General features: G+C 60.4%; 11 protein-coding genes, 6 tRNA genes and 1 pseudogene. 11 read left to right on the forward strand and 7 right to left on the reverse strand.

All coding sequences use genetic code 11. From position 1 onward, the window contains the following. Positions 1-555: 555 nt before the first annotated feature. The 3 genes from xopAW to CAF80_RS23670 all read right to left on the reverse strand — a co-directional run bounded on the left by xopAW (position 556) and on the right by CAF80_RS23670 (position 3,322). Complete coding sequence (gene xopAW / locus CAF80_RS23660) at positions 556-1,413, reverse strand: XopAW family type III secretion system calcium-binding effector (protein WP_074688147.1); 858 nt, start codon at positions 1,411-1,413, stop codon at positions 556-558. A 110-nt stretch (positions 1,414-1,523) separates the two neighbouring features. Further along, positions 1,524-2,573 (reverse strand): cell wall metabolism sensor histidine kinase WalK, encoded by a 1,050-nt coding sequence (locus CAF80_RS23665; protein ID WP_074688145.1) that lies wholly within the window; start codon positions 2,571-2,573, stop codon positions 1,524-1,526. Continuing rightward, positions 2,573-3,322 (reverse strand): response regulator, encoded by a 750-nt coding sequence (locus tag CAF80_RS23670; protein ID WP_085668032.1) that lies wholly within the window; start codon positions 3,320-3,322, stop codon positions 2,573-2,575. The genes CAF80_RS23665 and CAF80_RS23670 overlap by 1 nt, the downstream gene beginning before the upstream one ends. A gap of 295 nt (positions 3,323-3,617) precedes the next feature. On the opposite strand from CAF80_RS23670, the gene pyrF reads away from it, so the two are divergent. Beyond that, entirely contained in the window at positions 3,618-4,316 is a 699-nt protein-coding gene (gene pyrF / locus CAF80_RS23675; RefSeq protein WP_007960372.1) for an orotidine-5'-phosphate decarboxylase, read from the forward strand. A 52-nt stretch (positions 4,317-4,368) separates the two neighbouring features. On the opposite strand, the gene CAF80_RS23680 is transcribed toward pyrF, so the two are convergent. Further along, a complete protein-coding gene (locus tag CAF80_RS23680) occupies positions 4,369-5,373 on the reverse strand; it encodes an NADP-dependent oxidoreductase (protein ID WP_039772847.1) in 1,005 nt (334 codons plus the stop codon). A 228-nt stretch (positions 5,374-5,601) separates the two neighbouring features. On the opposite strand from CAF80_RS23680, the gene CAF80_RS23685 reads away from it, so the two are divergent. The 4 genes and pseudogenes from CAF80_RS23685 to CAF80_RS29330 all read left to right on the forward strand — a co-directional run bounded on the left by CAF80_RS23685 (position 5,602) and on the right by CAF80_RS29330 (position 10,033). After that, a complete protein-coding gene (locus tag CAF80_RS23685; protein WP_007917441.1) occupies positions 5,602-6,363 on the forward strand; it encodes an SDR family oxidoreductase in 762 nt (253 codons plus the stop codon). Positions 6,364-6,559: 196 nt separating this feature from the next. Continuing rightward, positions 6,560-7,960: a PLP-dependent aminotransferase family protein gene (locus tag CAF80_RS23690; RefSeq protein ID WP_085668009.1), complete on the forward strand. Its 1,401-nt coding sequence runs from the start codon at positions 6,560-6,562 to the stop codon at positions 7,958-7,960. 987 nt (positions 7,961-8,947) lie between these two features. After that, positions 8,948-9,172: pseudogene (locus CAF80_RS29325) on the forward strand (HAMP domain-containing protein); the annotation flags it as partial. After that, positions 9,170-10,033 carry a methyl-accepting chemotaxis protein gene (locus CAF80_RS29330; RefSeq protein WP_371916413.1) on the forward strand — a complete coding sequence of 288 codons (864 nt, stop codon included), beginning with the start codon at positions 9,170-9,172 and terminating at the stop codon, positions 10,031-10,033. The pseudogene CAF80_RS29325 and the gene CAF80_RS29330, both read left to right, overlap by 3 nt. Positions 10,034-10,378: 345 nt before the next feature. Here the strand turns inward: CAF80_RS29330 and CAF80_RS28750 are convergent, their stop codons facing one another. Together CAF80_RS28750 and CAF80_RS23705 are read right to left on the reverse strand one after the other, a co-directional pair. Next, positions 10,379-10,531, reverse strand: coding sequence for a hypothetical protein (locus CAF80_RS28750; protein WP_170928292.1), 153 nt, complete (start codon positions 10,529-10,531; stop codon positions 10,379-10,381). 172 nt (positions 10,532-10,703) lie between these two features. Continuing rightward, on the reverse strand, positions 10,704-11,462 hold the full coding sequence (locus CAF80_RS23705; protein ID WP_011335462.1) for a hypothetical protein: 759 nt from the start codon (positions 11,460-11,462) through the stop codon (positions 10,704-10,706). 388 nt (positions 11,463-11,850) lie between these two features. Here CAF80_RS23705 and CAF80_RS23710 point away from each other — a divergent pair. The 6 genes from CAF80_RS23710 to CAF80_RS23735 all read left to right on the forward strand — a co-directional run bounded on the left by CAF80_RS23710 (position 11,851) and on the right by CAF80_RS23735 (position 12,478). Next, a tRNA-Glu gene (locus tag CAF80_RS23710) sits at positions 11,851-11,926 on the forward strand. 2 nt (positions 11,927-11,928) lie between these two features. Continuing rightward, positions 11,929-12,004: transfer RNA gene (locus CAF80_RS23715), tRNA-Gly, on the forward strand. A gap of 104 nt (positions 12,005-12,108) precedes the next feature. Continuing rightward, positions 12,109-12,184: transfer RNA gene (locus CAF80_RS23720), tRNA-Glu, on the forward strand. Positions 12,185-12,187: 3 nt separating this feature from the next. Further along, positions 12,188-12,263 (forward strand) — tRNA-Gly (locus CAF80_RS23725). Positions 12,264-12,324: 61 nt separating this feature from the next. Then, positions 12,325-12,400, forward strand: a tRNA-Glu gene (locus tag CAF80_RS23730). Positions 12,401-12,402: 2 nt separating this feature from the next. Continuing rightward, positions 12,403-12,478, forward strand: a tRNA-Gly gene (locus CAF80_RS23735). 343 nt (positions 12,479-12,821) lie between these two features. Here the strand turns inward: CAF80_RS23735 and CAF80_RS23740 are convergent. Beyond that, entirely contained in the window at positions 12,822-14,387 is a 1,566-nt protein-coding gene (locus tag CAF80_RS23740) for a type VI immunity family protein (protein WP_085668012.1), read from the reverse strand.

Below are 14,387 nucleotides of genomic sequence, written 5' to 3' on the forward strand. Positions count from 1 at the left end.
CAAAAGGAACCAAAAGGGCTTGCCCCAACGTCCGGCGCCTCGCTGTGGCTCGGCGTTCCTTCGCTCCGGGATTGATCCGGGGGCATCGCCTACGGTTTGCTTCGCTGCACCTCCTCTCGATGCATGCGGCTGCGCCGCACGGTCGCTGCGCTCCCACCCCCGGATAAATCCCTCCACTCAGCCTGCCGATGGGGCCGGTACGTCAAAAGCGGTACTCGAGCTAACGCTCATTGTGTTGAGTGGTTGGAACAAAAGCAAAAGCCAAAGCCAAAGCGAAAGCGAAAGCGAAAGCGAAAGCAGATTCTGGTGCTGGTGCTGGTGCTGGTGCCAATGTCGATGCAGGAGCAGGTGCTGGCGCAGTAGTGAACTTATGTGTTTCAAAACCCGAGTTCACCTCGGTATTTCACGTCGGTGTAGTTCGCTTAAACACCTCGGTCGGTCCCCTCTCCCTCTGGGAGAGGGCTAGGGTGAGGGCAGCTTTGATGACACACCGCAAAGCCAAAGCAAACCACTCACCCAGCCAACCTCAGTCGTCCCTTAAATCCTCACCCAATCTCAAGTCGCCACATTCAAATACTTGCCCACCGACGCAGTGCTTTCGAGCGAGTACTGCTTGCTCAGATTGGCAATCATGCGGTTCAGCGCTTCGGTGGTGGTTTGAGTATTGCTGGCGGTCTGTTCGTCGTCCGGGCGTTCGCGACCTGCATGCAGTGCAGCTTTCAGTTCGTCGCTGCTGACGTCTCCGCTGCTGTCGCTGTCCAGCATCTTGAGCAGGGCGGCGGCGGTGTCGGTGTTGTTCGAGGAGGTGCTGTCGCTGACTTGCAGCGCGCTGTTCAGTTCGGTGGCGGTAACCGTGCCGTCGCCGTCGGCATCGAGTTGGCTGAAGAGTTCGTCGCTGGAGGCTTGAGGCGGCGGGGGTGGCGGTGGGGTGAGGCTGGCGGCGAGTTCGTCCTGGCTGACGACGCCGTCTTCGTTCTTGTCCAGGGCCGAGAAGATTTTGCTGCTGTCGGCACTGCTGCCGGCGCTGGTCAGGCCGTTGCTCAGTTCGTCGCTGCTGATGGCGCCGTCGCCGTCGGCGTCCAGGGCGCTGATCAGGGCGTCGGCCAGTTCAGTGTTGGGGGCCTGGTCGCCAGGAGGCGGTGGGGGCGGGGCCATGGCGGTCATTTCTTCGGCGCTGAGGCTGCCGCTGGCATCGCTGTCCAGATCGCCGAACTGTTTGTTCAGGCTGACCAGCAGGCCGTCGTTGGACTTCTGCGACAGGGCGCTGCCGAGTTCGTCCTGATCCACCGCGCCGTCGCCGTTGCTGTCGAGTTTGGCGAACAGTTCTTTTTGCAGCTGCTGGCTGCGGGCGTTTTGGGTGGAGGTGCTGCTGGTGCTGGTATAGCTCGTGTAGTTGCTGACGCTACCGATCATCGGGCTCACTCCTTGGACTGGAAAACCGGTGGGTGTACCGGCTTATGCAGCCTCAAGGTGCAAGGTGTCGTGGGTATGTGAGGTTTGTACCGGCCGGCACACAGTCAAACTCAGTGGCGAGGCAGCTGGATCACGGCGGTCAGGCCGCCGCCGGGCGTTTCTTCCAGGGTCAGTTGTCCGCCCTGGCGCTGCGCCGCTTCCCGGGCGATGGTCATGCCCAGGCCGACGCCGCCGGAGTTGCGGTTGCGTGAGCCCTCGAGGCGGAAGAACGGCTCGAATACCGCTTCACGCTTGTCCGCCGCGATGCCCGGGCCGTGGTCGATGACGCGGATCAGCAGTTGTTCGCGCTGGTCTTGCAGTTCGATGTGCGCTTGGCCGGCGTAGCGCAGGGCGTTGTCCATCAGGTTGTTGATGCACGAGCGCAGGGCCATCGGTTGTACCTGCAAGGGGGCGCAGTGGCCGCTGACCTGTACGTCGGCGCCTTGGTCCTGGGCGTTTTCGCACAGTGATTCGACCAGCGCCTGCACGTCCATCAACTGCAAGGCTTCGCTGGTGCGCTGTTCGTGCAGGTAGGTGAGGGTGGCGTCGAGCATGCCGATCATGTCGTCCAGATCCTGGCGCATCTGGCCCTGCAGTTTGTCGTCGCTGATATTTTCCAGACGCAGTTTCAGTCGCGACAGCGGGGTGCGCAGGTCGTGGGAGACGGCGCCGAGCATCCGCGCCCGTTGCTGCACCTGTTCGCGGATGCGCTGCTGCATCAGGTTGAAGGTGTACGCAGCCTGCCGTGCTTCCCGCGGGCCGGTTTCGTCCAGTGGCGGGCTGTCGAGGTCTTCGCTCAGGCGCTCGGCCGCATCGCTCAGACGCTGGATCGGCCGGGTCAGCAGCTTGGCGCCGTACCAGGCGGCGATGATCAGCGAGATGAACTGGAAGGTCAGCGGCACGACCGGCCCGCCGAACCAGGGTCGCGGCGGACGGGGCGGGTAGCGTGGATCCTGAGCCGGCTGTTGACCGTCGAGGTTTTGCGAGAACTCCGGCGGCGGTGGCGGGGGCGGTGGGCCGTAGAGGCGGAACCAGGCGAAGGCCAGCAGGTGCGCCAGGACGATCGCCACCAACAGCATGCCAAACAGGCGGCCGAACAGCGTGTCGAAGCGCGCCCGCATCAGCCGATGTCTCGCGCGTCGAACAGGTAGCCTTCACCCCGTACGGTCTTGATCAGTTGCGGGGCTTTCGGGTCGTCGCCGAGTTTTTGCCGCAGACGCGAGACCAACAGGTCGATGCTGCGGTCGAAGGCTTCGATCGAGCGGCCACGGGCGGCGTCCAGCAACTGTTCGCGGCTGAGCACCCGGCGCGGACGTTCGATGAATACCCAGAGCAGGCGGAATTCGGCGTTGGACAGCGGCACCACCAGGCCATCGTCGGCGATGAGCTGGCGCAGGACGCTGTTCAGGCGCCAGTTGTCGAAGCGAATGTTCGCACGCTGTTCGCTGCGGTCGTCGCGCACCCGACGCAGAATTGTCTGGATCCGTGCCACCAGTTCGCGGGGTTCGAACGGTTTGGCCATGTAGTCATCGGCGCCCAGTTCCAGGCCGATGATCCGGTCGGTGGGCTCGCAGCGGGCGGTGAGCATCAGGATCGGGATATCGGATTCAGCGCGCAGCCAGCGGCACAGCGACAGACCGTCTTCGCCGGGCAGCATCAGGTCGAGCACTATCACGTCGAAATGCTCGGCCTGCATCGCCTGGCGCATGGCCGCGCCGTCGGTGACGCCGCTGGCGTGAATGTTGAAGCGGGCCAGGTAATCGATCATCAGTTCACGGATCGGCACGTCATCGTCGACGATCAGGGCGCGGATGCTCCAGCGCTTGTCGTCTTTCTGCTCGTCGTTCACGGAGGCTTGGGAGTTGTGCATGAGGCTGTTCATCTGCCAGTAGGCCGCCAACCACAAAGATAGGCTGCGAGGTTGTGGTTTCAGCATAGGCGTCCGGCCGTGAGGCGGGAAGGGCTGCTGTAAGGACTTGTTGCGGCTGGCGAGGCTAGCGCGGGCGCATGTTGTCGGCGTGTCGGTTGTGTATCGGGTTCGACACAATACCCTGCAAGGCTATGCTGATCACGGTTGGCGCGACGATTTACCGATCATCGGGTGCCGCGCCGCCGCCGGTTCCGCTACAATGCGCGCCGATTTCGACTTGCCTGAGAGCCCATCCATGTCCGCCTGCCAGACTCCTATCATCGTCGCCCTGGATTTCCCTACCCGTGACGCCGCACTGAAGCTGGCCGACCAGTTGGACCCGAAACTGTGCCGGGTCAAAGTGGGCAAGGAACTGTTCACCAGCTGCGCCGCGGAAATCGTCGGCACCCTGCGTGACAAGGGTTTTGAAGTATTCCTCGACCTTAAATTCCACGACATTCCCAACACCACGGCGATGGCGGTCAAGGCCGCTGCCGAGATGGGTGTGTGGATGGTCAACGTTCACTGCTCCGGCGGCCTGCGCATGATGGCGGCCTGCCGTGAAGAGCTGGACAAGCGCAGCGGCCCGCAGCCGTTGCTGATCGGCGTGACCGTGCTGACCAGCATGGAGCGCGAGGATCTGGCGGGTATCGGTCTGGACATCGAGCCGCAGGAGCAGGTGCTGCGTCTGGCGGCGCTGGCCGAAAAGGCCGGGATGGACGGTCTGGTGTGCTCGGCGCTGGAAGCCACTGCGCTGAAAACCGCGCATCCATCGCTGCAACTGGTGACCCCGGGGATTCGTCCGGCGGGCAGCGCCCAGGACGACCAGCGTCGCATCCTGACCCCGCGTCAAGCGCTGGATGCCGGTTCCGACTATCTGGTGATCGGCCGTCCGATCAGCCAGGCGGCGGATCCGGCCAAGGCGCTGGCCTCGGTGGTTGCCGAACTGGCCTGAGCGAACAGCTGAAGCATCAAAGAAGGGAGCCCGATGGCTCCCTTCTTTGTTTTCAGACCTTCAACACCAGCTTGCCGAAGTTCTCGCCGCTGAACAGTTTGCCCAAGGTTTCCGGAAAGGTTTCCAGGCCTTCGACGATGTCTTCCTTGCTCTTGAGTTGACCTTTGGCCATCCAGCCGGCCATTTCCTGGGCGGCGCTGGCGTACCGCGCGGCGTAATCCATCACCACAAAACCTTCCATCCGCGCGCGGTTGACCAGCAGCGACAGGTAGTTGGCCGGGCCTTTGACAGCTTCCTTGTTGTTGTACTGGCTGATCGCGCCGCAGATCACCACGCGTGCTTTCAGGTTGATACGGCTGAGCACGGCGTCGAGTATATCGCCGCCGACGTTGTCGAAATACACGTCCACGCCTTTCGGGCATTCGCGTTTGAGACCGGCCAGCACGTCTTCGCTCTTGTAGTCGATGGCGCCGTCGAAGCCCAGTTCGTCGATCAGGAACTTGCACTTGTCGGCGCCACCGGCGATGCCGACCACCCGGCAGCCTTTGATCTTGGCGATCTGACCGGCGATGCTGCCGACCGCGCCCGCTGCACCGGACAACACCACGGTGTCACCGGCCTTCGGTGCGCCGACATCGAGCAGGGCGAAGTAGGCGGTCATGCCGGTCATGCCCAGTGCGGACAGATAAACCGGCAGCGGTGCCAGTTTCGGATCGACCTTGTAGAAACCTCTTGGCTCACCGAGGAAATAATCCTGCACGCCAATGGCACCGTTGACGTAGTCGCCGACGGCAAACCCCGGATTGTTTGACGCGACGACTTTGCCTACGCCCAACGCGCGCATGACTTCGCCCAGACCCACCGGCGGGATGTAGGACTTGCCTTCGTTCATCCAGCCGCGCATGGCCGGGTCGAGGGACAGGTATTCGTTCTTGACCAGAATCTGCCCCGCCGCCGGCTCGCCGACCGGTACTTCCTGATAGGTGAAGGTCTCGCGGGTGGCGGCGCCCACCGGGCGTTTGGCGAGCAGGAACTGGCGATTGGTCTGGTTGGTCATGACAGGCACTCGAATTGAATGAAGCCTTGTTGATAGACCTTCATGGGCGATGCCGCAAGGTTGGCTCACGGGGCGAATGCAGGTTGATCCAGTACGGTGATAGTCCCCGGCGGGGTTTCATCACTGCGATTCATGCAAGCCTAACCGGCCTTTTGATAGTGCTGACGTCACTCAGGCCCCTGTGGCTATGCTGCCTTCATCAATCCCCCCGCATTCGAGGACATAACAATGAGCATGACGTTTTCCGGTCAGGTCGCCGTCGTCACCGGCGCGGCCAACGGCATTGGCCGCGCGACGGCCCAGGCGTTCGCCGCCGAAGGTCTGAAAGTGGTGGTGGCCGATCTGGATGCGGCCGGGGGCGAGGGCACCGTGGCGCTGATTCGTACAGCCGGTGGCGAAGCGACCTTCGTGCGCTGCAACGTGACCGTCGAAAGCGAAGTGAAAAATCTGATGGACGAGGTGATCAATACCTATGGCCGTCTCGACTACGCCTTCAACAATGCCGGGATCGAAATCGAGAAAGGCAAACTGGCCGAAGGCTCGATGGACGAGTTCGACGCGATCATGGGCGTCAACGTCAAGGGCGTCTGGCTGTGTATGAAGTATCAGTTGCCGTTGCTGCTGGCGCAGGGCGGCGGGGCGATCGTCAACACCGCGTCGGTGGCTGGATTGGGCGCCGCGCCGAAGATGAGCATCTATGCCGCCTCCAAGCATGCGGTGATCGGTCTGACCAAATCGGCTGCGATCGAATACGCCAAAAAGAAAATCCGCGTCAACGCCGTATGCCCGGCGGTGATCGACACTGACATGTTCCGCCGCGCCTATGAGGCCGACCCGAAGAAAGGCGAATTCGCCAACGCCATGCACCCGGTCGGCCGCATCGGCAAGGTCGAGGAAATTGCCAGTGCCGTGCTGTATCTGTGCAGCGACGGTGCGGCTTTTACCACCGGCCATTCGCTGGCCGTGGATGGCGGCGTGACCGCCTTCTAAAGTGGCGTCGACCGAGACAAAGAATGACCCGCCCACTGGCGGGTTTTTTTTCGCCTCGGGAGCGGTTCCGTGAGTCCGCTAAACAATGTGTTTCAAATGGTGAGAACGGAGCCTTTTGGCGGTTTTGTCGCACAGCCTCAAGGGCGTGGCTGTGATTTACTGCCGCCAGCAAAAACGGACAGGAGTTTGCGTGCTCATGGAATTGAGAATTGACCGACAGGCAATGGTGCCGGTCGTACAGCAGATTGTTGACGGGTTGACCGAGTGGATCATGCAGGGGCAGGTGCCGCCGACGACGCGTCTGCCCTCCGTGCGGGAGATCGCACGGTGCAATCTGCTCAGCCAGTCCTGCGTCATGGAGGCTTGCGAGCGGCTGGTGGCGCAAGGGGTTCTGGCCTCGCGTCAGGGCTCGGGATTCATGGTGGCGGCTTCGTCGCCTGGTTGCTGCAAGGCGATCGATGGCTCGGGCTGTGAGGGGGAGCGCACCGGGGGCGATCCGGCCCTCCGATGGCGCGGCGGTTTGACGCTGGGGAGTGGCGTCCTGCCAGAGAGTTGGCGCGAGCCCGATGATCTCGGCTATGCGATCCGCGAGGTGACACGCGCCGACATGGCCAGCCTGTTCAACTACAGCACGCCTCTTGGGCTGCCGGCGTTGCGCGAACAGATTGTCAGGCGCCTCGGATTGCTGAATATCAAGGCTGCTGACGAGCAGGTGATGACCACCGCCGGCGCCAGTCACGCACTCGACCTGATCGTGCGGACCTTGTTCAAGGCCGGTGATTGCGTCGTGGTAGAAACCCCCGGTTATGCGCCGCTGTTCGATCTCCTGCGCTTGCACGGCGTGCGCATGCTGGAGGTTCGCCGTACGGCGGGCGGGCCGGATGTCGAGGCGCTCGAGGTGTTGTTGCAACAGTTTCGGCCCAGCGCGCTGTTCGTCAACAGTCACCATCACAATCCCACGGGCAGTTGCCTGCTGCCGGCGGTCGCCCGACGCATCCTGGAGTTGAGCAGGATCTACGATCTGCGACTGATCGAAGACGATGTATACGCCGATCTGCACAACGGCAGCGGTACTCGCCTGGCAGCACTGGATGACGAGGGGCGGGTGATTTACGTCGGCAGTTTTTCCAAGACCCTGAGCAGCTCGCTACGGGTGGGTTTCGTGCTGGCCGATGGCGAGCTGATCGAGCGGATGGCGCGGGTCAAGATGATCAGTTGCATGGGGACCCCGAGGTTCTGCGAGGCGGTGCTGGCCGGGATGCTGGCCAGTGGCGCCTATCGAAAACTGGTACAGCGTCAGCGTCAGCGGCTTTCCACTGATCGTGCGGCTGCTCTTCAGACGCTGGAAGACGCTGACTGGGAGGTGTTCGGCAAGCCCACGGGCGGCCTGTTCATCTGGGCTCGTTCACCAGTGGCCGATGAGGCGCGCCTGCGCTGGCATGCTCTGCGATGCGGTGTGCAGTTGTCCTGCACAACGTCGTTCAGTCCCAGTGGCGAAGCCTGCGACTGGCAGCGGATCAACGTGGCTTACGCCTGCGATCCGCGGGCACGGCAGTTTTTTCGCGATACAGCCATGGATCGACCTCGAACGTTCTGAAAACGACGCGTGCGTAGCTTTTTGCCATTATTCCGACGCCAGAGACTTGTGCTGGTTCAAGGCCGTTGCGAATCTTCGGCTACAGACTATGGCAGGGGACTACGCGCAATGATTTCGGCCGTGCAAGGACGTTTTGCCAACCTCGGTATGGCAAAAAAACTGGGTATCGGGTTTGTGCTGGTGTTGTTGCTGACTGCACTGGTGGCGGCGATTGGCGTCTGGTCCCTGCAGACCATCAGTCAGCGCTTCGACGGCCTCAAGCAGATGTCATCGCTCAACAGTGGCCTGCTCAAGGTGCGACTGCTGGAGCAGGACTACGCCTTGCACGGCAACCCGAAAACCGTCGATGCCTTGCATGAGGGGGTCGACGGCTTGATTGCCATGGCCGACCAACTCAAGGTTTTGTCGCCGGGCAATGAGTCGGTCATGAACGACGTCCAACAGTCATTGGGCGCTTACCGCAAGGCGTTCGATGAGTTCGTCTCGTTGTCCCAGGCCAAGGACCTGGCGCTGGAGATGGCCAGTTGGTCGGTGTCCAGCGTTGCCAACAATCTCGATGTGTTGCAGGCCGGTCTGGCCGACGACGGCGCGTACACCCTGAAAGACAGCGAGGGCAAGGACGGGGCGCAATTCATCGAGCAGGCCGGCCAGGTCAGTCAGGTCTCACGCTTGATGTTGCAGGCGATGAACGAGGCGCGGGTACGCCTGGATCAAAGCCGCAAGGGTGATGACAGCGCAGGTCAGGGCAATATCGAGCAGGCTGCCCAGGCTCAGGCCCAGGCCGAACAGCTCAAGTCCACGGTCAAGGACGAAGGCTATCTGACGGTGCTCAATGAAGTGTCGGGGCACATTGCCGGTTTCAGCGACAAGCTGGCCGAGTACACCGGGTTGCTGGCCCAGGAAAAGACTGTCTATCAACAGCTGCACCAACGGGCCGACGAAGTCGTGGCACGGGTCCAACAGGCCTATGTCGCGCAAGACGGCGCCATGCAGAGCGAACTGAAAAAGAATTCGGTGCTGATCATCGGCTCATCGGCGTTGGCATTGCTGGTCGGGCTGATTGCGGCGTGGGTGATTACCCGGTTGATCGTTGCACCGTTGCGCAGCGTGATTCACGTGGCGCAACAGATTGCGGCCGGTGATTTGAGCGCAACGATCGAGGTCTCCCGCCGTGATGAAATCGGTCAATTGATGCTGGCCATGCAGCAGATGGGCGCGGGCTTGAGCACGATTGTCAGCGGGTTGCAGGCGGGAATCGAACAGTTGGCCAGTTCGGCGCAATCGCTGTCGGCGGTGACCGAGCAGACCAACCTGGAGGTCAGCAGCCAGAAAGAGGAAACCGAACAGGTGGCGACGGCGATGAACCAGATGACCGCCACCGTGCACGATGTGGCGCGTAATGCCGAAGAAGCGGCGCTCGCGGCGCAGACCGCCGATGGCAAGGTTGAAAGCGGTCAGCAGGTGGTGCGTCAGAGCATGGCGCGGATCGAGCAACTGGCGGATTCGGCGACGTCGGCCAGTTCGAGCATCGAAAGCCTCAGTGCGGAAATCCAGAATATCGGCACGGTGCTGGGGGTGATCAAGAGTGTCGCCGAGCAAACCAATCTGCTGGCGCTCAACGCGGCGATCGAAGCGGCGCGGGCGGGCGAGCAGGGCAGGGGCTTTGCGGTGGTCGCCGATGAGGTGCGGGCGCTGGCCCGGCGCACGCAGCAGTCGACCGAGGAAATCGAGCGGCTGGTCAGCGCCTTGCGCTCGGCGGCGCATTCGTCGGTGCAGCAGATTCAGAGCAGTGGCGAACTGGTGAAACTGGCGGTGAGCGATGCGTTGCAGACCGAGAGTGCGTTGGGGAGTATTGCGGCGGCGGTTTCGTTGATTCAGCAGATGAACCAGCAGATTGCGGCGGCGGCCGAGGAGCAGAGTTCGGTGGCCGAGGAGATCAATCGCAGTGTGACGAGTATTCGGGCGAGTGCGGATCAGTCTTCGATTGCCATGCGCGGGAATGCGGCTTCGAGTGTTGAGCTGGCGCAGTTGGGGAGTGAGCTCAGGGGCATGGTTGGGCATTTTCGGCTTTGATTTGGACTTGGCGGCCTTTAGGCCGACCAGGTTGTTGGTTGTTTGGGGTGAATATCCGTTGCTTCGGGTGCTGCCGCTGGCGGTTTCGCCCTTACGGCGAGTCCCTTTTTCAAACGCCAAAAAGGAACCAAAAGGCTGGGCCCCGGCGTTCGGCCCCTCGCTGTGGCTCGGCGTTCCTTCGTTCCGGGATTCATCCGGGGGCATCGCCTACGGTTTGCTTCGCTGCACCTCCTCTCGATGCATGCGGCTGCGCCGCACGGTCGCTGCGCTCCCACCCCCGGATAAATCCCTCCACTCAGCCTTCCGAAGGGGCCGGTACGTCAAAAGCGGTACTCGAGCTAACGCTCATCGTTTTGAGTGGTGGGAAGCCAAAGCCAAAGCCAAAGCCAAAGCCAAAGCCAAAGCCAAAGCCAAAGCCAAAGCCAAAGCCAAAGCAGAAGCAAGAGTAGAAGAAGCAGAGGATGCAGAAGGTGCAAGGTGCAGCAGAGTGAGTTGCATACTTTTTAAAACCTGAGTTCACCTCGGTATTTCACGTCGGCGTACTTCTCCCGAACAACTCGGTCAGTCCCCTCTCCCTCCGGGAGAGGGCTAGGGTGAGGGAAAGCTTTTGATCTTCTTCTTTCAGGCAATAAAAAAGCCACCTCCCGGTGGCTTCTCTCTTTGACTGCACTCAGTCGTAAATCACTTTCTTCTTCCAGTCCGCATCAGCCTCGACATCTTTGAGGCCGGCAGTCAGTTGGTTTTCTTCGCCTTCGACCGGGGCGATTTTGTCCATGACCTGGGCGTTGGCGCGGGCCAGAAGTTTTTCCAGGTATTGGAGTTGTTCGGCGTAGATTTGCGGGTCCTGCTGTTTGCGCAGGTATTGCACGCCGCGTTCGAAGGCGAGGCGGGCCTGGCCGGGTTGGTTTTGCTGGAGGGCGTGCTGGCCGAGGTTGTTGAAGAACTCGATGTGCAGCAGCACGAGGATGTGGCGTACTTCACGGATCCAGTGTTTGGCTTCGTTCGGTGGCAGGAAGCCGTCCTGGGCGGCGCGGGTGATCTGGCCGTGGAGGGCTTCGAGGAGGAAGCGGACGTCCTTGGCTTTTGCTTCGGTCTGGATCGGGGCCGGCGGGTTGTTGACCGGGATCGATTCGCCCTGGGCGACCAGGGCGCTGAGTTCGGTGATGCGGGCCTTGGTGGTGGCGCTGGTCTTTTCCAGGTTCAGCAGGCGCTGGCAGACGTTCAGCTCGAGGCGAGTCAGCAGCAGTTTGAGGGCCGGGGTCATGAACTGGCCGGGGAAGGTTTCGGTCAGTTCGCCGCAACGGCGCAGGCGGTCGTTGAGTTCGACCTTGGTGCGGGCCTTCTCCAGTTTGGTGTTTTCCACCACATGGTTCATGTAGCCAATGGCGATCAAGATTGCGATCCCGGCTATGACTAGCAGGGTGATCATGAGTGGTGTCACCGGTAAGACCTCTTTATAGGGTTCGCGTGCGAGTGTAGTGGCTTGGCATACAGGAGCCTAGCGCCGCTCGACGGGTTTGGATCGGCGAAGCTGAATCTGTATCGGCCAGGAACCGGCTTATATAAATGCTGGCCCTTGGGGTGCAGATTGCCATCACCTGTGCCGTGGACTATAACGCCTTGGCGAGTGTCGGAATATAGGCGTCAATCGTCGGGCGACGCAAAAGCCGGAAACGGTGCGTAAAGCAGGTCGAAGTCATTGATTTAAATAAATTTATATCTGGGGGTTGACGACCTTTCAATCCATCCATAGAATGCGCGCCACTTGCAGCGTAAAGCACACAGCGAAACGCGGCAGGGAGTGAATGTTGTAGTGTGTCCCCTTCGTCTAGTGGCCTAGGACACCGCCCTTTCACGGCGGTAACAGGGGTTCGAGTCCCCTAGGGGACGCCAATGCGGGAATAGCTCAGTTGGTAGAGCACGACCTTGCCAAGGTCGGGGTCGCGAGTTCGAGTCTCGTTTCCCGCTCCAATTTTAAACAGCAACGCTTCAGGGCGGTGCTGAGTGAAACCAGAGCCAACTCTTCGGAGGCGGATCTGGACACCGAAACACACACCATGTGTTCCGGGTAGCGTGTCCCCTTCGTCTAGTGGCCTAGGACACCGCCCTTTCACGGCGGTAACAGGGGTTCGAGTCCCCTAGGGGACGCCATTTGCGGGAATAGCTCAGTTGGTAGAGCACGACCTTGCCAAGGTCGGGGTCGCGAGTTCGAGTCTCGTTTCCCGCTCCAAATTCAAAAAAGCGCCGCTTTGCAAAGAGCGGCGTTTTTATTAGTCAAAGTTGTAGCCTGTGTCCCCTTCGTCTAGTGGCCTAGGACACCGCCCTTTCACGGCGGTAACAGGGGTTCGAGTCCCCTAGGGGACGCCATTGCGGGAATAGCTCAGTTGGTAGAGCACGACCTTGCCAAGGTCGGGGTCGCGAGTTCGAGTCTCGTTTCCCGCTCCAAATTCACAAAAACGCCGCTCAATAGAGCGGCGTTTTTGTATGCATGCGATTTGTGGTTAGCTGACTTCAATTCCAATGCAAAAAGGCCCGCTGAAGCGATTCGGTGGGCCTTTTTGCATTGGGTGTCTGTTTACCAGGACATCATCAAACCATCGTTGTCAGGCGCAGGAGGCGGTAAACGCGGCAGCTACCAAAACTTTCAGGCTGTCGTCGCGTCGTGGCGCTGCTTCAAGGCCCTGAACCCGAAGCCTGGACGAAAAAGCACGCTGTCGCAGATTGCCCTGTATTTTTCGGCCACTGGCGCGCGAACCGAGTTGTCGTATTGGGCTGCTGTCCGTCGCTATCACGATGGCTCCAGTCCCATCCAGAGCCAGACTACTCGCTCACCATCCACTGTCGGCATCAGAACGCCATGCTCGATGACTTGCTTACTCCCCGGCTTATACTCACACACCCAGGCGCCCGGATACGGACAGGGTTGACCGCTGTTCGCACGCATGCCGCTGACCGTCCAGTGCCAGCGCACGACCCGACCCTCGTGGGCGGGTAACGGTTCGTTCAACTGAACATCGCGAGCGATGAAACGGTCGCTTTCAACTTCCCAGCGCCCTTCGCGAGGAGCCGGATCATAGGTATTGGCATAGCGGGCAGGCTCTGGTGGTGTTTGATCAAGGTCACGCTGCCATGTCACCAAATCGTCTGTGGATGCTGCATCGAGGTTTGGCATCATTTCGCCCTGTTTGAACGCTCGCCGGGTTTCCGCCTGTCCTGGAACCAGCCACCATCCGTCTTGAATACAAGCTGTTCCAGCTACCATACGAAGAGGCATTGGCGTAGAGATTTGGACGGAAGGCATGGGCGATGGAGCGATGAAGCGCATTGCTGGCGTAGGCCAATCGCTGTCGGTGTCAAAGCGGGATATCCAGCGACGGCTGTCAGCGTCAGTGAAACGCTCGTTGGGGTCGCCGTCCCATTGGCCGAAGCCCAGCAATCCCAAGTCGTCGTTGCGGATCGGCTTGAGCAGTTTGTTCAAGAGCATGGGCAGTTCGGGCACACCTTTTTCAACCGGATACAATTCTGGCTGTTCGCCCAGTTCGATCCATTGGCCGCTTTGTAATTCGGTAATGCTGATACGTGGGTGAGAGAGTGTCGTACGTACTTGCTCGCGGGTCAGGTCAAGTTTTTCGCGCCAGTGGTCTGCGAGCAGGAAGGCCCAGGTGGGAGGGCGGATGCCGTGGACCAGTTCACTGTTCATACAGAAGGCGTAGTCGATATCCAGGCCGTAGAAACTCGGGGTGAGTGCCCGCTCCCAAGTGGTGATGGCTGATCGCGTACCAAATTCAAGCGGGTTGGCCATGGCGAAGCCGCTGTAGACCTGATGCGCCTTGAGCAGGTCAATGGTCTTAAGCACAAAGCGGCGCCACGCTTCGCGGGTGTCCAGCCACCATTGCCAGCGGTAATAGAACGTGATTGAGGAATAAGGGTTATAACTACCTTCGTATTCTAAAAATGATGTTCGCCAGAAGTAACCTGCCGTTGTGGGTGACGTGGCATGGTTTTTTTCATCAGTGAAGTTAAAGACAAAAGTTTTATCGCTAGAAATTTTCCTGGCCTGTTCACGAAGATCTGGCAATCGTGTAGAGCCATATGGATGTGGACGTTCTGAAACGGGGTGGGTGCCAACGGTGTAAGGTTTGCCAAGGAGTTGTTCGAAGGCTTCGTGGATATCCACCATCATCAGCGCTGCTTCTTGGTGGTTGTCTGGAGCAGGGGGGAAGTAGAAACTGATGAAAGGGCTGACGCTGTGTCGAGCATCGTCCGTACCCCAATCAGTGTTTGGCCACTCCTTGAGCTCTGCAATAAATTCATCACGCTCATCTTCATCAAACAAATTATGGGTAGTGCTCAC

It is taken from the genome of Pseudomonas sp. B34(2017) (assembly GCF_002112915.1).
GTDB classification, from domain to species: domain Bacteria; phylum Pseudomonadota; class Gammaproteobacteria; order Pseudomonadales; family Pseudomonadaceae; genus Aquipseudomonas; species Aquipseudomonas pharyngis.